This window comes from Streptomyces sp. CB01201 (genome assembly GCF_002803085.1).
GTDB lineage: Bacteria > Actinomycetota > Actinomycetes > Streptomycetales > Streptomycetaceae > Streptomyces > Streptomyces hundungensis.
The window spans coordinates 86764-104050 of the sequence record NZ_NNBJ01000013.1; the positions used below are offsets into that span (position 1 = coordinate 86764).

At 72.5% G+C, this 17287-nt stretch carries 12 protein-coding genes; 5 read left to right on the top strand and 7 right to left on the bottom strand.

Going from position 1 to position 17287, the window contains the following annotated elements; all coding sequences use genetic code 11:
• Positions 1-122: 122 nt before the first annotated feature.
• Both CG740_RS26060 and CG740_RS26065 read right to left on the bottom strand, forming a co-directional pair.
• Complete coding sequence (locus CG740_RS26060) at positions 123-2183, bottom strand: FUSC family protein (RefSeq protein WP_100577709.1); 2061 nt, start codon at positions 2181-2183, stop codon at positions 123-125.
• A 464-nt stretch (positions 2184-2647) separates the two neighbouring features.
• A complete protein-coding gene (locus CG740_RS26065; RefSeq protein ID WP_100577850.1) occupies positions 2648-3769 on the bottom strand; it encodes a DUF2786 domain-containing protein in 1122 nt (373 codons plus the stop codon).
• Between the two features lie 184 nt (positions 3770-3953).
• Between CG740_RS26065 and CG740_RS26070 the strand changes: the two genes are divergently transcribed.
• The gene (locus CG740_RS26070; protein WP_159030409.1) at positions 3954-4637 is read left to right on the top strand and encodes a DUF4232 domain-containing protein; all 684 of its coding nucleotides are present in this window, start codon (positions 3954-3956) and stop codon (positions 4635-4637) included.
• Positions 4638-4708: 71 nt separating this feature from the next.
• Positions 4709-5701, top strand: coding sequence for an aldo/keto reductase (locus tag CG740_RS26075; protein ID WP_100577711.1), 993 nt, complete (start codon positions 4709-4711; stop codon positions 5699-5701).
• A gap of 205 nt (positions 5702-5906) precedes the next feature.
• Here CG740_RS26075 and thpR read toward each other — a convergent pair whose 3' ends face one another.
• From thpR to CG740_RS26090, 3 genes are all read right to left on the bottom strand, one after another.
• The gene (thpR, locus tag CG740_RS26080) at positions 5907-6476 is read right to left on the bottom strand and encodes an RNA 2',3'-cyclic phosphodiesterase (protein ID WP_100577712.1); all 570 of its coding nucleotides are present in this window, start codon (positions 6474-6476) and stop codon (positions 5907-5909) included.
• A 198-nt stretch (positions 6477-6674) separates the two neighbouring features.
• Positions 6675-8012 carry an MFS transporter gene (locus tag CG740_RS26085; RefSeq protein ID WP_100577713.1) on the bottom strand — a complete coding sequence of 446 codons (1338 nt, stop codon included), beginning with the start codon at positions 8010-8012 and terminating at the stop codon, positions 6675-6677.
• Between the two features lie 27 nt (positions 8013-8039).
• Positions 8040-8483: a MarR family winged helix-turn-helix transcriptional regulator gene (locus tag CG740_RS26090; RefSeq protein ID WP_100577714.1), complete on the bottom strand. Its 444-nt coding sequence runs from the start codon at positions 8481-8483 to the stop codon at positions 8040-8042.
• 166 nt (positions 8484-8649) lie between these two features.
• Here CG740_RS26090 and CG740_RS26095 point away from each other — a divergent pair, with 166 nt between their 5' ends.
• Positions 8650-8832 (top strand): ribbon-helix-helix protein, CopG family, encoded by a 183-nt coding sequence (locus CG740_RS26095; protein ID WP_100577851.1) that lies wholly within the window; start codon positions 8650-8652, stop codon positions 8830-8832.
• A gap of 453 nt (positions 8833-9285) precedes the next feature.
• Here CG740_RS26095 and CG740_RS26100 read toward each other — a convergent pair whose 3' ends face one another.
• Positions 9286-10740, bottom strand: a complete 1455-nt coding sequence (locus CG740_RS26100; RefSeq protein WP_100577715.1) for an NCS2 family permease — start codon at positions 10738-10740, stop codon at positions 9286-9288.
• A gap of 259 nt (positions 10741-10999) precedes the next feature.
• On the opposite strand from CG740_RS26100, the gene CG740_RS26105 reads away from it, so the two are divergent.
• Both CG740_RS26105 and CG740_RS26110 read left to right on the top strand, forming a co-directional pair.
• The gene (locus CG740_RS26105; protein ID WP_100577716.1) at positions 11000-11290 is read left to right on the top strand and encodes a DUF2530 domain-containing protein; all 291 of its coding nucleotides are present in this window, start codon (positions 11000-11002) and stop codon (positions 11288-11290) included.
• A gap of 106 nt (positions 11291-11396) precedes the next feature.
• Positions 11397-13814 carry a cation-translocating P-type ATPase gene (locus CG740_RS26110; RefSeq protein WP_100577717.1) on the top strand — a complete coding sequence of 806 codons (2418 nt, stop codon included), beginning with the start codon at positions 11397-11399 and terminating at the stop codon, positions 13812-13814.
• A gap of 248 nt (positions 13815-14062) precedes the next feature.
• On the opposite strand, the gene CG740_RS26115 is transcribed toward CG740_RS26110, so the two are convergent.
• Complete coding sequence (locus tag CG740_RS26115; RefSeq protein ID WP_234376504.1) at positions 14063-17164, bottom strand: sacsin N-terminal ATP-binding-like domain-containing protein; 3102 nt, start codon at positions 17162-17164, stop codon at positions 14063-14065.
• Positions 17165-17287: the final 123 nt, after the last annotated feature.

The following is a 17287-nucleotide window of genomic DNA, read 5'->3' on the forward strand; positions in this document are numbered from 1 at the left end:
CGCTGCGCCGCTTCCTGCCGGTCACATACGTGGATCCAGTACCGGCAGTGGACCGGGGCAGTCGTCTGCCCCCGCCGTCACGCGACCGACGCCCGCCCGACCCGGGCTGCGACCCAACGAGCTTACGGTTTGGGCGAGTTGGGGACCGTGAGTGCGTCCGTCAGATCATCGAGGCAGTGCAGGACCAGACCGGCGCCCCGCCGCACCACGCGGTCGGGCACGCCCTCGCCGTCCCAGGCCTCCAGGGCCTGCTCGACCTCGTCCCACCTCGGGACGCGCCGCTCGCGCACCGCCTTCGCACCCTCTTCGGTGGCCTCGCGCAGCGCCTCGGCGAGCTTCGCGGCGGCCGGCACCGGCATCGCGTCCCGGTCCGGCAGATGCGCCTCCATCAGCATCGCCGTACGCCCCAACTGGCTGAGCGCGTGCGCCGATTCCTCGGCCGCCAGGTGCGAGAGGCCCCGGTGGCGGACCGGCTCGTGCGTGGCCTTGTCGAGCGCCTCCTGCCAGGCGATACGTGCCTCGCGCGTATCGAGCAGCGCCTGGCGCAGCTCGCCCGTGCCGCGGTCCGGATCGGCGTAGTGGAGGACGACGGCGGAGGCGTAACGGCCGTTCGCGGCAAGCCAGTCGGCGAGGCGGGTGCGCAGGCGGGGCGTCTCCCAGGCCGGGTAGACGGCGTACGACACCATCGCGAGCGCGCCGCCGATCAGCGTCAGGAACACCCGGTCGGGCACGGTCTGGGTCCACTGGAGTCCGCCCATGCCCAGCAGGAAGACGACATACGCCGAGACGCACCCGCTCAGTACCGCGTAGCCGGTACGCATCAGCAAGTACGCCAGGAACGCGCAGGTCACCGCGATGGCGGCGGACAGGCCGGTATCGGGGTGGGCGAGCTGGACGACGCCGGTGGCGAGGGCGACGCCGACGAGGGTGCCGCCGAAGCGGGCGACCGCGCGCGCGTAGGTGAGCGTGAAGTCCGGGCGCATCACCATCACGGCGGCCATCGGGGCCCAGTAGCCGTGGCCGAACGGCAGGACGTAGCCGAGCAGATAGCCCACCGTCGCCACCACGCAGACCCGTACCGCATGCCGGAACACCGGCGAGCGGCGCCGGCCGAGTTCGGCGCGCATGGTGCGCAGGGCGGCCGGGAGCAGACGCGGCAGGGTGGGGCGCAGCAGGGGTTCCGCGCCCTGCCCGGTGCCGCTGCCCCGGGCGGTTTCGACGACGTCGGCGAGCAGGGTGGTGAGCCGTCCCGCGGCGCGGCGGGCGGGCCCGGTGAGGATGGCGCCGGTGTCGGGGGTGGCGAGCGCGGCCCGGGCGGCGGGCGGGATGACGGGGGCCTCACCGTGCCGCACGGCCCGGGCGGCGGCGTCCAGGACGGTGCCCGCGGCGGCGAGCAACTCCCTGACCCGGTGGCGTTCCTCGCCCTCCTCCGGCACGCCGAGCGCGGGGTCGGCGAGCGAGGCGAGCACCGGTCGGATCCGCTCGGCGACGCCCCGGGCGCCGTGCAGTTCCGCGGGGCGGCGGCGGGCCTCGCGCGGGGTGACGGCCGCGGCGAGCCGGGCGGTCATGAGGGGCTCGGGGTCGAAGGGGGCGACCGGGTCGTGCCGCAGCCTGCGCGCGTAGTCGGCGACCGCGGCCAGGGCGTCCGCGAGCGCGTCGCGCTGGGCACCCCAGCGGCGGATGGGGAACAGGACGACGAGCGCGGCCTGGACGACCCCGCCGACCGCGATCATCCCCGCGTGCCCGGCGGCCTCGGCAAGGGTGCTGGGGAGGGTGACGGTGACCAGCATGATCGCCACGTTCGAGGAGGCGATCACCCCGACGGTCGGGCCGACCGCCCAGGCGAGGCCGGCCACGAACGTCCACAGGGCGAGCAGCAACAGGAAGAACGGGGAGTGGGTGCCGACGAGGTAGCCGAGGAAGGTGGAGATCGCGAGGGAGAGGCCGGAGGCGAGGGCGAGTACGGGCCGGGGGCGCCAGCTGCGCTGGTAGGTGGCGATGGCGCCCTGGAACGCGCCGAATGCCGAGCTGGCGGCGACGGAGGGGCCGAAGAAGGTGAGGCTGATGCCGACGACGATGGCGAGGCCGGCCGCGCCGCGCAGGGCGACGAGGGGTTCGAGCCGGCGCCGCTCGACCTTCAGCCCCGAGCGGGCGGTCTCCTTCAGCGCCCGGACCCATCCCATGATCCCGAGGCTACCGGGTCGCCTGCGGCGTGGCTTCGGGGTAAGGGTGCGGCCGGTCGAAGTGCGCTGGGGCTCCGCCCCAGGCCCCGGGGTCTTTGCCCCGCTCCGCACCTTCCCGCAACCCTCCGGGGTGGAAGTGGGGTGGGTGGGCTTCCGGGGCTGCGCCCCGGGCCCCCCTGTTGTCGGCTGCGGACCATGCTCGCTTCTCGCGCAGTTCCCCGCGCCCCTAAAGGCCTTGGTGCTGGCCCGCATCGGCATCCTCAGCCCGTCATGGGGGTCCCCCCTGGCCCTCAAGGCCTTGGGGGAGATTGAGGACGAGCGCCCTTGAGGCGCGAACGGGGGTCTGGGGGCGGAGCCCCCAGGGGCCCAGGGTCGCTTCAACCCCCGGAGGGTTGCGGGAAGGGGCGGGGAGGGGCGACTCCCGGGGTCTGGGGCGGAGCCCCAGGGGGCTCGGCCTACCCCCCCTAACCCTCCAGGCCGCGCATGCGACCCCGGTGGGCCCGGTCCGCCGCCGCCCGCCCGTCCCGCCAGCCCGAGTCGTCCGAAACCCCCCGAACCCGCGTCGACACCGTCCGGGGAAACATCTCCTCCGCCCGCCCCGCAACCGCCACCGCCCGCGACGCGAGCACCGGAAGCAGCTCGCCCCCGAACTCCGCCTCCACCCCGCGCGCCGTCTCGGCGAGCAGATCGCCGAGCCTCCCGGCGTACGCCAGCAGGAACGACTGCCGGAACGTCTTCGTGCGCTTGCGCCCACCCGCTCGCTGCGCCGCCTCCGCCGCCGTCATCGCCGCCGTGCCCTGCACCAGGAGCGAGGTGTGGAGGAGCTCCACCGCCTCCAGGTCACCCTCGAACCCGACGACCGTCGAGAAGCCGAGCTCGGCGTTCCACACCGCCCGGCAGTGGTTGGCGGAGGCGACCGCGTCCAGGAGGATCGCCTTCGCCGTCTCGTACGGCGCGTCCACCCCGATCCGGCAGGCCCCCGGCACCTCCCCGCCCGCCCCGCGCTCCGCGAGCAGCGCGTCGTCCACGCTGTGCCGCGCCATCAGCTCCTGCGCCTTCGCGGTGAGCGCCTCCGCCTCCTCCGGGAACCCCGTCGCCTCGGCCTTGGCGAGCAGCGCCCGGATGCGGGCCAGCGTCTTCGGCTCGCCGTGCACCGGCGGCCCGAGCACCGAGGCACCGGGCGCGGGCCCGGCCGGCTCGATCGCGGGGAGGGCGAGCAGCACCCGGTACAGCTCAAGCACGGCCGTGGCGTACGAGAAGCGGTCCGCCCGCCACGCCTCGCGCGGCAGCTCCTCGACCTGCCCCTGCCAGCGCGCGGGCAGCCGCTCGTAACGGGACAGCTCCTCGCGCACCAGCCCGGCCAGAATGCGTACCTGCGGCTCGTCCAGGTCACGCCGTACGATCCGTACGACATCGGCGGGCTGCCAGCCCCGGCCCCAGGCGCGGCGTACGAACTCCCGCCCCCGCAGGGCGAGTTCGGCGTCGGCGGCCGGTGCGGCGGCGAGCAGCGAGGCACCGGTGTCCAGGGCCGCGTCACCCTCGACGTACAGCGCCGCCGCGAACGCGCGGTCCACGGCGTCCATCACCGCACCGCCCCGCGGGCGCGCGACCGACTCGTCGCGCTGGGCCACACCGACATGGAAGTCTCTCCTCAACGAATCCTCGCGTCCCGGACCCCACAATCGTCCCAGCTGTCGAACGGAACCACGAAACGCGGGCCGCCCCACCGGCCCCCAGGAACCGGGCCGCCCCAACGAAAGGATCGCCGTGTTGCCTCCGCGCACCTCCCCCCTGACCGCGATCGTCTCCCTCGCCGCCGGCCTGACCCTGACCCTGACCGCCTGCGGCGGCAACGGCGGCGGCTCCGACAGCCCGAACGGCACCACCGGCGCCCCGGACAGCAGCGGCACCGGCACCGCGACCGCCACCGTCACCGGCTCCCCCGGAGCCGACGGCGGCCGGAGCATGGCCCCCTCCGGCGGCAGCACGGGTGGCGGCACCAACGCGGGACCCGGCACCGGTACGGGCGCCGACGGCACCCGCTGCCGGACCGCTCAGCTCGCCTTCGCCGTCGCCCCGGGCAGTGGAGCCCAGTCGAAGGGCGCGCAGGGCGCGGTCACCGTCACGCTCACCAACAAGGGTGCCAAGTCCTGTGTGATGAAGGGCTATCCGGGCGTCGACCTCGTCGGGGGCCCGACCCGGTGGTCGCTGACCCGCCAGACCTCGGAGTCCCCCTCGACGGTCACCGTACGGCCCGGCGCGACGACCACCTTCGTCATCTTCTATCTGCCGTTCGACAAGGGTGACGGACAGGAGTTCCGGCCGAAGTCGATCGTGATCACCCCGCCGGACGAGACCCACTCCCACTCCCTGCCCTGGACCTACTCCTCGGTGCTGCTCCAGGACGGCGCGACCCGCCCCGGCACGTACGTCGGTCCGGTCGGCTCGAAGTGACCACCCGACCGAACCCCTGATGAGGCCTACCTCTTGCCTTGAGCACGCTCGAAGACGTTGGCTGGTCTCCCATGAAGTACACGCAGCTCGGACGCACGGGTCTCCAGGTGAGCAGGATCGTCCTGGGGACGATGAACTTCGGACCGCAGACCGACGAGGCGGCAAGCCACGCCATCATGGATGCCGCGCAGGGCGCCGGCATCAACTTCTTCGACACGGCCAACGTCTACGGCTGGGGCGAGAACAAGGGCCGTACCGAGGAGATCATCGGCAGCTGGTTCGCCCAGGGCGGCGACCGGCGCGACAAGACCGTCCTCGCCACCAAGCTCAACGGAAACATGGCCGCGGGCGAGCCCTGGCCCAACCACCACAAGCTGTCGGCGGTCAACATCCGCCGGTCCGTCGAGGCCTCCCTCAAGCGCCTGCGAACGGACTACATCGACCTCTACCAGTTCCACCACATCGACCGCCTGACCCCCTTCGAGGAGATCTGGCAGGCCATCGACGTCCTGATCACGCAGGGCAAGATCCTGTACGCCGGCTCGTCCAACTTCCCCGGCTACAAGATCGCCCAGGCCAACGAGATCGCCACCCGCACCGGACGCCTCGGCCTGGTCAGCGAGCAGTGCCTCTACAACCTCGCCGAACGCCGCGCCGAGATGGAGATCGTCCCGGCCGCCCAGGAATACGGCCTCGGCGTCATCCCCTGGTCGCCGCTGCACGGCGGCATGCTCGGCGGCATCCTGCGCAAGGAGCGCGAGGGCGCGACCGGGCGCTCGCAGGGCGGCCTCGCGGCCCAGGCCCTCACGGACCCGGCGGTGCGAGCGCAGGTGCAGGCGTACGAAGACCTCGCCGCCAAGCACGACCTCGACCCCGCCGAGGTGGGCCTGGCCTGGCTGCTCACCCGGCCCGGAGTGGCGGGCCCGATCGTGGGACCGCGCACGGCCGAACAGCTGGACTCGGCGCTGCGGGCGGTCGAACTCGACCTGCCCGAGGGGTTCCTGACCGCGCTCGACGACATCTTCCCCGGCCCGGGACCGTCCCCCGAGGCCTTCGCCTGGTAGGCGCCGCCGCCGGCGCGGCCCGTGACCGCGATGCGGGCGCGGTCCGGGTCGGCCGCCAGGTCATGCCGGAGGCCTTGGGCCGGCTGGGGGTGCGGAGAGGCGGGCGCGGTCAGCCGACGGCGGCCGCCACCGCCACGACGACGAACATCAGCACGAGCACACCGGCCATGATCCGGTTCCTGGTCTTGGGGTCCACCCCTTGAGCCTAACCGTCCCGGCCGAGCGGCCAGCGGGCGACCGCCTCGTAGCGGGGCCGCTCCCCGGCGACGCCCGAGCGCGGCAGGCTGCTGCGGATCAGCGCCAACTCGGTGACCTGCCAGGGACTTCCCTCGAAGGCGGCGAGCCCGCCGACGTAGGGCCCGAGGTCCCGGGGCGTGCGCGAGCGGGCCAGGGTGAGGTGCGGCACATAGCGGCGGTGCCGGTCCATCGGGACGCCGGAGCGGCGGGCGGCGGCGTCGGCCCGTTCGGCGAGCAGCCGCAGCTCGTCGAGGCCGCCCGCGACTCCGGCCCACAGCGCGCGCCCGTCGAAGCGGCCGCCGCCGTGCAGGCGCAGCGCGAACGGGTCGGTGCGACGGGCCGCCCGGCGCAGCCGCTCGTGCAGCTCGTCCAGGACTGCCTCTTCGACCTCGCCCAGGAACGCGAGGGTGAGGTGCCAGCCCTCGCGCCCGGTCCAGCGCAGCCCGTTCGCACCGGGGAGTTCGGTCAACTCCCTGACCGCGAGCCCTAGTTCGTCCACGGCCCAGGCAGGGGGCAGTACGGCGGCGAAGAGGCGCATGGGGACAGTCAACCAAGATCGCCCCCGGCTGTCGCGACGCGCGCCGGGTCCGGGCACCCGCCCCGGACGCACGGCGGCCCTGCCCACCGGCCCGTACGGAGCCCGCACCGAGCCCGTACGGAAACGGCCCGGCCCCCGCAGTGCGGGGGCCGGGCCGAGCCGTGGGACGTCCGGTGATTCTGCGCGCGGGTCCGGTCGTCAGGCGGCGGCCACGAGCGCCGGGTTCCTCGGTACGAATGCGAGGTGGCGGTGGCCGGGGCGAACGTCGACCTTCAGGCGCAGATTGGCCGCGCGGGCCAGCATCAGACCGACCCCGATCGCCGCCGCGCCGCAGATGAGGCCGCCGAGCGCGAGGCTGACGCGGACGCCGTACACATCGGTCAGCCAGCCGAAGAGCGGGCCGCCGAGCGGGGTGCCGCCGGTGAAGACCATCATGAACAGGCTCATCACCCGGCCCCGCATCTCGGGGTCCGTGGCCATCTGCACCGAGGCGTTGGCGGTCACGTTGACCGTGAGGCCCAGGATGCCGACGGGGATGAGCAGCGCCATGAACAGACCGAGGTCGGGGGCGCCGGAGGCCGCGAGTTCGAGCACCGCGAACAGCACCGCCGCGAGCACCAGCATCCGCAGCCGCGTACTGGAGCGACGGGCCGCGAGCAGCGCGCCGACCAGCGAGCCGATCGCCATCAGGCTGTTGAACACGCCGTACATGCCGGAGCCGCCGTGGAAGACGTCGGAGGCGAACGCGCTCAGCCAGATCGGGAAGTTGAACCCGAAGGTGCCGACGAAGCCGACGAGCACGATGGGCCAGATCAGCTCGGGCCGCTCGGAGACATAAGCGAGCCCCTCCCTCAACTGGCCCTTGCCGCGCGGGGCCAGGCGGGTCGGCTGGAGCTCCTTGGTCCGCATCAGCGACAGCATGATCAGCGGGGCGGTGAAGGACAGGCCGTTGGCGAGGAACGCCCAGCCGGGGCCGACGGCCGCCATCACGACACCGGCGACGGCGGGGCCGACGAGCCGGGCGGACTGGAAGTTCGCCGAGTTGAGGCTGACCGCGTTGCGCACCCGGTCGGGTCCGACCATCTCGGAGACGAAGGACTGCCGGGTCGGGTTGTCGACGACGGTGACCAGACCGGTGAAGAAGGCCGTGAGATAGACGTGCCACACCTGGACGTGCCCGGACAGGGTCATCACGGCGAGGAACAGGCCGCCGAGGCCCATCGCCGCCTGCGTCACGAACAGGATGTTCCGCTTGGCGAAGCGGTCGGCTATGACGCCGCCGTACAGGCCGAACAGGAGCATCGGCAGGAACTGCATGGCGGTGGTGATGCCCACCGCCACGGAGGAGCCGGTGATCGTCAGGACCAGCCAGTCCTGGGTGATCCGGGCCATCCAGGTGCCGATGTTGGACACGATGGCGCCGGAGAAGAACAGTCGGTAATTGCGTACCGCAAGCGAGGAGAACGTCCCCCCGCCACGCTTGTTGTAGGTGGGGTCAGGTGCGGGGGCGGAGTCTGCTCCGGATCCCGTACTCAAAAGGGCTCGCCTCCTAGTGATGCGCGTTTACAGATGTGCGAGCTTCTCCAGAACGGGGGCGGCCGCGCGCAGCTTCGCCCATTCGTCCTCGTCCAGACCTTCCACGAGGGCAGCCAGCCAGACGTTGCGCTTGCGGCGGCTCTCTTCGAGCATCGCCTCGGCCTCTTCGGTCTGGCTGACCACCTTCTGGCGGCGGTCGTCGGGGTGCGGCTCCAGCCTGACCAGGCCCTTCGCCTCCAGCAGTGCGACGATTCGGGTCATCGACGGCGGCTGTACGTGCTCTTTGCGAGCCAGCTCACCGGGGGTGGCCGAACCGCAGCGGGCAAGGGTGCCGAGCACCGACATCTCGGTCGGGCTGAGCGATTCGTCGACGCGCTGGTGCTTGAGGCGCCGGCCCAGCCGCATGACGGCCGAGCGCAAGGAGTTCACGGCGGCGGCGTCCTCGCCACTGCCGTGGGACAGGTCAGACATGTTCGTTAGCATAACTCATTACTCTGGCTAAATACCACCGGGTTAAGTCCAGGTGTCGAGCGCCACACCGGCGTCATGGGCCCCCTTGCGGCACACATCACCCGAACGAGTGAGTTGGCTGGGAAAAGTGACGCGCGAGGCCCTGGCGGGCGGCGACCCTCGCTCCATGGGGACCAGCGTGCTCAGCCTGCGCATAGACGGTGAGCTGCTCGACCGGCTCAAGCACCACGCCGCGAAACGCGGAATGAGCGTCCAGGACTATGTGGTCCGGACGCTCGTTCGCGACGACTTCGACGAGCGCTTCAAGGCGGCGGTCGACGAGACGGAGAGGTTCTACGGGGCGGCGTAGCTCCGCTGGGGGCTCGTTTGCGAGGCTACCCCCGGTGCGGGGGCCGGGCCGGGCCGTTCCGCGGGGCTTTCGGGCGGCGCCGGGGCCTGTCCGCGCAGTTCCCCGCGCCCCTGAACCCCGTTCTCGTCCGCGGACCGTGCGGGGCCGGTCGCGCAGTTCCCCGCGCCCCTAAAGGCTCGGTGCTGGCCCGCATCGACATCCTCAGCCCGTCCGGCGATTGAGGACGAGCGCCCTTAAGGCGCGACGGGGGTGCAGGGGGCGGAGCCCCCTGCGGGGGTCCGAGGGGCGCAGCCCCTCAGGGGGTCTGGGGCGCAGCCCCAGGGGCCGAGCCCTTCGACCCGCCGCACGGGCGGGTGGGTGGGCAAGATGCCCGGGGTCTGGGGCGGAGCCCCAGGGGGACCCGGAGCCCACCAACCCCGGGTAACGGGCGGGCGGGTGGGCAAACCCCCCGGGTCAGGTCAGACCCAGCGCCGGCATCAGGTAGTAGAAGCCGAACACCGCCGACACGACGTACATCGCGACGGGGATCTCGCGAGCCCGCCCCGCCACCAGCCGCAGGACCGTAAACGTGATGAACCCCATCCCAATGCCGTTGGTGATCGAGTACGTGAACGGCATCATCAGCATCGTCACGAAGGCCGGGATGGCGATCGTCCAGTCCGCCCAGTCGATCTCCCGGATCGAGCCGGACAGGATCAGGAAGCCGACCGCGAGCAGCGCGGGGGTGGCGGCCTGCGAGGGCACCATCGTGGCGAGCGGGGTCAGGAAGAGCGCCACGGTGAACAGGCCGCCGGTGACCACGTTGGCCAGCCCCGTACGGGCCCCCTCGCCGACACCCGCCGTGGACTCCACGAAGCAGGTGGTGGCCGACGAGGACGACGCGCCGCCCACCGCGACCGCGATGCCGTCGACGAACAGGACCTTGTTCATGCCGGGCATGTTGCCCTGGGCGTCGGTCAGCCCCGCCTCGTCACTGATGCCCATGATCGTGCCCATCGCGTCGAAGAAGCACGAGAGCAGCACGGTGAAGACGAAGAGGATGCCGGTCAGAACGCCGACCTTGGAGAAGCCGCCGAACAGGCTGACCTGGCCGACCAGACCGAAGTCCGGGGTGTCGACGGGGTTGCCCGGCCACTTCGGGGTGGTCAGGCCCCAGGACGGCACGGTCGCCACCGCGTTGATGATCATCGCGACGACGGTCATGGCGACGATGGAGATCAGGATCGCGCCCGGCACCTTGCGGACCATCAGCGCGAGCGTGAGCAGCACGCCGAGGACGAAGACCAGGACCGGCCAGCCGAGCAGGTGCCCGTTGCCGCCGAGTTCGAGCGGAACCGTGGTGTGCGCGGCGTCCGGCATGCGCGAGACGAAGCCCGAGTCGACCAGGCCGATCAGCATGATGAACAGGCCGATGCCGATCGCGATGCCCTTGCGCAGGCCCAGCGGCACCGCGTTCATGACGCGCTCGCGCAGGCCGGTCGCGACCAGGAGCATCACCACGATGCCCGCGAGCACGACCATGCCCATGGCGTCCGGCCAGCTCATCCGGGGTGCGAGCTGGAGGGCGACGACGGTGTTCACGCCGAGCCCCGCCGCGAGCGCGATCGGCACATTGCCGATGACGCCCATGAGCAGCGTGGTGAAGGCCGCGGTGAGCACGGTCGCGGTGACCAGCTGACCGCTGTTGAGCTGGTGCCCGTACATGTCCTTCGCGCTGCCGAGGATGATCGGGTTCAGCACGATGATGTAGGCCATCGCGAAGAAGGTCGCGAATCCGCCACGGACCTCGCGGGCCAGGGTGGAACCCCGCTCGGAGATCTTGAAGTAGCGGTCGAGGCCGTTGGTCGGCCTGTTGGGCACCGGCGGCTGAGCTGCGGCGTCGACCGTGTCGGGGGCCGAGGAGGGCATGCGGAACCTCAGTCGTGAAGGGGCGGGGGAACGGCACGTACCCGAACTTCTTTGGACGTTTTAACGAACAGAATGAGTCAGCCGTAAGCCGTTTCAGTATGAATACATAAGTCGAAGATCACCATCTCCGCGCGTAGACCCCTGTCGCACCAAGGGTCCGAGCGGCCCGGACCAGGTGTGTTCCGGCGCCCGACCCGGCATTCTCCGGTGTCCGGATTCCCGCGAAAGGAGGCGAAAGAGCGCGCCCTACACTGATCGCATGGCGAAGTGGACACCCCAGCACGAGGCGCCGGAGCCCCTTGAGGGCCCCGTGGTCGCCACCATCACCGGCGGCACGATCCTCTGGTTCGTCCTCTTCCTCGTCCAGCTCCCCTTCTACGGCTGGTTCGACGACCACGGCCACCTGTGGTGGGTGTGGACCTGCCTGGCCGGCGGCGGCCTGGGCCTCATCGGCATCTGGTACGTCCGCGGCCGCGACGCCGCCCTCAAGCGGCACGCCGCACAACAGGCGGACGGCACCGCGACGGGCGCAAGGGCCGAAAGTCAGTAGCAGGCGGGACCTGTGTACGGCCACAGGACCATTCGCCTCCTCCCAGGGTCGGATGTTCGGCCGTCCCGGCAGGTGAAGCGCCCGAACCCCCCGTACCGTCGACATCATGACGCAGCCCGCCAACATCGATGCCGGGGCCGAACTCGACCCCGTACACCCCATGAAGTGCCCCGCGACGGCGCGGCGGGCCGGCGGTCTGACGACGGCCGAGGTCGCCGAGCGGGTGGCGCGCGGCGAGGTCAACGACGTTCCGGTACGCAGCAGTCGCTCCACCGCGGAGATCGTCCGCGGCAACGTCTTCACCCGGTTCAACGCGATCATCGGCGTGCTCTGGGCGATCATGCTCGTCGTCGCGCCGATCCAGGACAGCCTCTTCGGCTTCGTGATCATCGCCAACACCGGCATCGGCATCATCCAGGAGATGCGCGCCAAGAAGACGCTGGACGGGCTCGCGGTCATCGGCGAGGCCAAGCCGACCGTGCGGCGCGACGGGCAGGCCGTGGAGATCTCCACCTCGGAGATCGTGCTCGGCGACGTCATCGAGCTCGGGCCCGGCGACAAGATCGTGGTGGACGGCGAGGCGGTCGAGGCGGACGGCCTGGAGGTCGACGAGTCCCTCCTGACCGGTGAGGCCGACCCGGTCCTGAAGAAGCCCGGCGACAAGATGATGTCGGGCGCCTTCGTCGTCGCGGGCGGCGGCGCGTTCACCGCCACCAAGGTCGGCCGGGAGGCGTACGCGGCTCAACTCGCCGAGGAGGCGAGCCGGTTCACGCTCGTCCACTCCGAGCTGCGCAGCGGCATCTCCACCATCCTCAAGTACGTCACATGGATGATGATCCCCACCGCGCTAGGCCTGGTCATCAGCCAGCTGGTGGTCAAGGACAACAACTTCAAGGACTCCATCGCCCGCACCGTGGGCGGCATCGTGCCGATGATCCCGGAAGGGCTCGTCCTGCTGACCTCGGTCGCCTTCGCGATCGGCGTCATCCGGCTCGGCCGCAAACAGTGCCTGGTGCAGGAACTGCCCGCGATCGAGGGCCTGGCCCGGGTCGACGTGGTGTGCCTCGACAAGACGGGCACGCTCACCGAGGGCGGCATGGACGTCACCGAGCTGCGCCCGCTGAACGGCACGGACGAGGCGTACGTGCGCAAGGTGCTCGGCGCCCTCGGCGAATCCGACCCGCGGCCCAACGCCTCCCTCCAGGCGATCATCGACGCCTATCCGGACAGCGAGGTGTGGCGCTGCACCGAGTCGCTGCCGTTCTCCTCGGCCCGCAAGTACAGCGGTGCCGCGTTCAGCGAGGGCGACGGCGAGAACAGCACCTGGCTGCTCGGCGCGCCCGACGTCCTGCTGAAGTCCGGCGACCCGGCGCTCGCGGAGATCGACGCGCTCAACGAGCAGGGCCTGCGCGTGCTGCTGCTCGCCCGCGCGTCGCGCGACCTCGACGACCCCGCCGTCGCCTCCGACGCCAAGGCCACCGCGCTCGTCGTCCTGGAACAGCGCCTGCGGCCGGACGCGGCCGACACCCTGCGCTACTTCGACGAGCAGAACGTCAAGGCCAAGGTCATCTCCGGCGACAACGCGGTGTCCGTCGGCGCGGTGGCCGGGAAGCTCGGCCTGCACGGTGCGGCCGACACGGTGGACGCCCGTCAACTCCCCACCGAACAGGAGGAGATGGCCGACGTCCTCGACTCCAACTCGGTCTTCGGACGGGTCACCCCGCAGCAGAAGCGCGACATGGTGGCGGCCCTCCAGTCACGCGGGCACACCGTCGCGATGACCGGCGACGGCGTGAACGACGTCCTGGCCCTGAAGGACGCCGACATCGGCGTGAGCATGGGCTCGGGCTCGGAGGCGACCCGGGCCGTCGCCCAGATCGTCCTGCTCAACAACAGCTTCTCGACACTGCCTTCGGTGGTGGCGGAGGGACGCCGCGTGATCGGCAACATCACGCGGGTGGCCACGCTCTTCCTGACCAAGACGGTGTACTCGGTCCTGCTGGCCGTCCTCGTGGTCTGCTTCCAGGTCGAATACCCCTTCCTGCCGCGGCACTTGACGCTCCTGTCCACCTTCACCATCGGCATCCCGGCGTTCTTCCTCGCCCTCGCGCCCAACAAGGAGCGCGCCAAACCGCACTTCGTGCGGCGGGTGATGCGGTACGCGATTCCCAGCGGGGTCATCGCGGCGGTGGCCACGTTCGTGACGTACATGATCGCGCGGGCGTACTACACCGGGCCCGGCGACCTGGACGCGGAGACCAGCGTCACGACGCTGACCCTCTTCCTGGTCTCCATGTGGGTCCTGGCGATCATCGCCCGCCCCTACACGTGGTGGCGGATCACCCTGGTCGTCTCCATGGGCGTGGCGTTCCTGCTGGTCCTCGCCGTGCCGTGGCTCCAGAACTTCTTCGCGCTGAAGCTGGTGGGGGCGGTGATGCCGTGGACCGCCGTCGGCATCGCGGTGCTGGCGTCGGCACTGCTGGAACTGGTGTGGCGCCGCGTGACGCTCCGCTACCCGGACTAGGCCCCCGCCCGCCGGGGTGGGTGGGCTTCCGGGGCTGCGCCCCGGGCCCCATTTTTCGGCTGCGGACCGCGGTCGCTTCTCGCGCAGTTCCCCGCGCCCCTAAATGCCTTGGTGCTGGCCCGCATCGGCATCCTCAGCCCGTCATGGGGGTCCCCCCTGGCCCTTAAGGCCTTGGGGGAGATTGAGGACGAGCGCCCTTGAGGCGCGAACGGGGGTCTGGGGGCGGAGCCCCGGCGGCGCGCACCCCGCTAGTCGAACCAGCGGGCCGTAGCGAGTTCGGCGGTGCGGGACGGGTCCTCCAGGAGGGCCGCCACCTCGAAGCGGCGGGGCCACTGGGAGGTCGCCCAGGCGAGGCCCGCCGCCACCCCCTCCAGGGTGGACGCGTGGACCGTGCCGTCCGCCGCGCGGCGCCAGTCCAGCTCCACCCCACCCGCCCGGAGTTCCTCGTGCTCGACGTACGTCGAAGGCGTACCCGGGCCCAGCAGAGCCCGCACCGCCTCCGGCACCGCGTGCTCGACGCCCTCGGACGTCACCTCCGCTGCCGCCGCCTCGCCGAGCCGTCCCACCTGGAGCAGCTCCGCGAGCTCGGCCGCCCGCGCGGGGGCGACCGGGAGCAGGGGCAGGCCGGCGGCGAGCGGCAGCAGGTCGGGGGCGTCCGCCACGACCGCGTCCGCCGCGTCGACCACCCGCACCTCCCCGTCCACCACCGCGCGCAACTCGTCCGGCAGCGTGACCTGCTCGGGGTCCAGGTCCGCCAACGCCGTGTACAGCGCGTGCAGTTGGGAGGCGGACACCGTACGGTCCCGGTCGGCCAGGCGGCCGAGGAGTTCCGCCGCACCGCCCGGCTCGTCGAGCAGCGCGGCCACCGAGGTGCGTACGCCCAGCGCCCGCAGGACCTGTACGTCGTCGAAGCCGGTCGCGTCCACGGACTCGTACAGACCGGCGAGCAGCGGGTCGGAGCCGGCCGCGCGCAGACCCGCGGGGCGGCGGCCGGCCAGCACCGGGTGGTCGCGCAGCCACCACGCGGTGTAGGGGCGTACGGACTCCGTCGTGCCGTCGGGCAGCAGGACGCGCACCGGCTGGACCAGGGCATCCCGCAGCGGCGGCTGCGCGAGCAGCGCGAGCGCCCGCGGCCAGGCGTCGTCGTCGACCAGGTCGAGGTCGCGGACCGCGACGATCTCCGTGGCGACGGGCGGGACCGGCGATTCGGGCAGCCGGTCAAGGACGTCCTCGCACCACACGTCGACCGCGTCGAGCAGCCCCGCGTCGTCCGGCTCGGCGAAGTCCCCTTCGCGGGGCTCCAGTTCGTCCGGGTCGAGGACGACATCGGCGGCGCGTACGAGGGCGAACGTGGCGAGGACGCCGCACGCGGTGAGCGGCTGCACACCCCAGCGTTCCGCCAACTCACCTTCCACTTCTGCGAGTTCACCCTCCCGAATGACGGCGGCGAAGGGCGAGCCGGGCAGTACGAGTTCACCGGCCGGGGCCAGTTCGCCGTCCTCGTCGGGCAGGGCGAGCGCACCGAGCCACGGCTCGTCGCCGGGTTCGAGGTTCGCCTCGCGCACCAACGTCAGTACGGTGTCGGCGAGTTCATCGGCATCGAGGCCGCCGTCCTCGTCCCAGACCTCCCCGCTGTCGAGCGAGGCCGCCACCGCGGCCCGCACCTGAGGGGTCGTCAACACGGCGCGCGGGGTGGCGGGCAGCGCGCCGAGCTTTTCGAGCAGCGGATGGGCCGCATCCGGGTGGGCCACCTTCAGGCCGAGACGGCCCAGGTCCAAGGGGGTGTCCGCGAGCGGAAGCAGGATCTGCCGGGGGCCGATCGCGGTACGGCCGCCCACGAGCGGCACCGGAAGCCCGGACAGCCGGTCGGGGTCGACCCCGGCGAGCGTGTCGTACAGCCGGTGCCACCACTCGGGGGCCCGTTCGGCCCCCGCGATCCGCTCGACGGCGTCACCGAGCGAGAGCCGTCCGACCTCCAACGCCCGCAGTTCTGGGCGCCGTTCGAGCCCACCGGGCAGCAGCGTGGGCAGCACTTCGGCGAGCACCCGCACGGTGTCCACGCCCGCGCCCTCGACGACCTCCGCCTCGAAGGGGCGCAGCGCGACGAGCTCCTCGGTGGGCGCGGCGGGCGCCAGGAACGCGACCCTGGGCAGCCGCTTCAGCACGGCCGCGCGCAGGGCGCCGTCCAGCTCGCCCCGCCCGAGCGGCCCCGGCACCAGGTCGACGACGCCGGTCGACACCGGCCGCCAGGCGCCCAGGAGTTCGGCGTACGCGTCGGCCGCGCGCTGCACCAGGAAGTCGGTGAGGGGGCCGGGCGCGGGGTGGCGGCGCGCGGTGTCGAGCGGGAACGAGGCGATGAGCAGCGCGGGCACGCCGAGCGGCTCGTCGGTGGGGGTCGGCGCGTGCACCACGGCGGCGGTGCGGGGGCGTTCGGGCGCGCCGTCCTCGTCGACCGGGACCGCCCAGGTCACCGTCCAGTGCGGACGCAGCCGCTCCTCGACGGGTCGGTCGGCGAGCAGCTCCTTCCCGATGGGCCCATGGTGACTGACCGTCCGCCAGCGGTGGACGGATGCGTCCCGGCTGTCGTCGATGTGCACGTACGCCTCGTGCACGGACCGGGTCAACACCCTTGTGGCGTCCGGGGTTTCGACGACGATCTCGGTCAGGCCGGGAAGGGTCAGCAGCAGGGCGTCGTCGATGCCGTCGAGGAGGCGGCGCACGAGGTCCTCGGCGGTGCCGTCGCGCAGCGGCAGCACCACAACGGTGTCGTAGCCCTCCGGGGCTGCGCCCTCGGCGGGCAGCGGCAGCCTGAGCAGCGGTACGTGTCCCTCGCGGCGGCGCAGCTCGTCACCCAGGCCGGGGCTGGCGAGGGCCGCTTCGGCGGCCAGCTCGCGGCCCTCGGCGAGCGACCAGCGCACGCCGCCGGTGCGTCCCACCACGGCGGGCTCGTCGCTGACGGCGAGCACCGCCGCGAAGCCGACGCCGAAGCGGCCGACGGCGACCTCGGTGTCGGCCCGCTTGGCGCTGGCGCGCAGCGTGGACAGGGACTCGACGCCGACGGCGTCCAGCGGGGAGCCGGTGTTGGCCGCGGCCAGCACGGCGGGGGTGTCGGGGGTCGCCGGGTGCAGGGTGAGCCGCAGGCGGCCCGTGGTGTTCGCCCTGGCCGCGGCGTCGGCGGCGTTCTGGGCCAGCTCCACGATCAGTCGGTCGCGGTAGCCGCCGAGGGCGAGGTCCTCCTCGGCGTTGGCGTCCTCGCGGAACCTCGCCGGGGCGGCGCCCCAGGCGTTCAGGACCCCGCGCCGCAGCCGCGCCGTCCCGAAGGGGTCGGCCCCTTCGGCCCCCATCGCCATGACGATCACGCCGTACTCCGCTCTGTCCTGCCCCGCGTCCCGGGACCGCGGCCCGAAGGTACCGCGCGCCGGGCCCGCCCCCTCAATCCCCCTCCCCCGGGGCTTGCCCCGGACCCCGGGGGT

Coding starts and splice junctions, on each gene's coding strand:
- CG740_RS26095 (WP_100577851.1), top strand. CDS start 8,650: ATGGGGACCAGCGTGCTCAGCCTGCGCATAGACGGTGAGCTGCTCGAC.
- CG740_RS26075 (WP_100577711.1), top strand. CDS start 4,709: ATGAAGTACACGCAGCTCGGACGCACGGGTCTCCAGGTGAGCAGGATC.
- CG740_RS26100 (WP_100577715.1), bottom strand. CDS start 10,740: ATGCCCTCCTCGGCCCCCGACACGGTCGACGCCGCAGCTCAGCCGCCG.
- CG740_RS26090 (WP_100577714.1), bottom strand. CDS start 8,483: ATGTCTGACCTGTCCCACGGCAGTGGCGAGGACGCCGCCGCCGTGAAC.
- CG740_RS26105 (WP_100577716.1), top strand. CDS start 11,000: ATGGCGAAGTGGACACCCCAGCACGAGGCGCCGGAGCCCCTTGAGGGC.
- CG740_RS26110 (WP_100577717.1), top strand. CDS start 11,397: ATGACGCAGCCCGCCAACATCGATGCCGGGGCCGAACTCGACCCCGTA.
- CG740_RS26115 (WP_234376504.1), bottom strand. CDS start 17,164: ATGGCGATGGGGGCCGAAGGGGCCGACCCCTTCGGGACGGCGCGGCTG.
- thpR (WP_100577712.1), bottom strand. CDS start 6,476: ATGCGCCTCTTCGCCGCCGTACTGCCCCCTGCCTGGGCCGTGGACGAA.
- CG740_RS26060 (WP_100577709.1), bottom strand. CDS start 2,183: ATGGGATGGGTCCGGGCGCTGAAGGAGACCGCCCGCTCGGGGCTGAAG.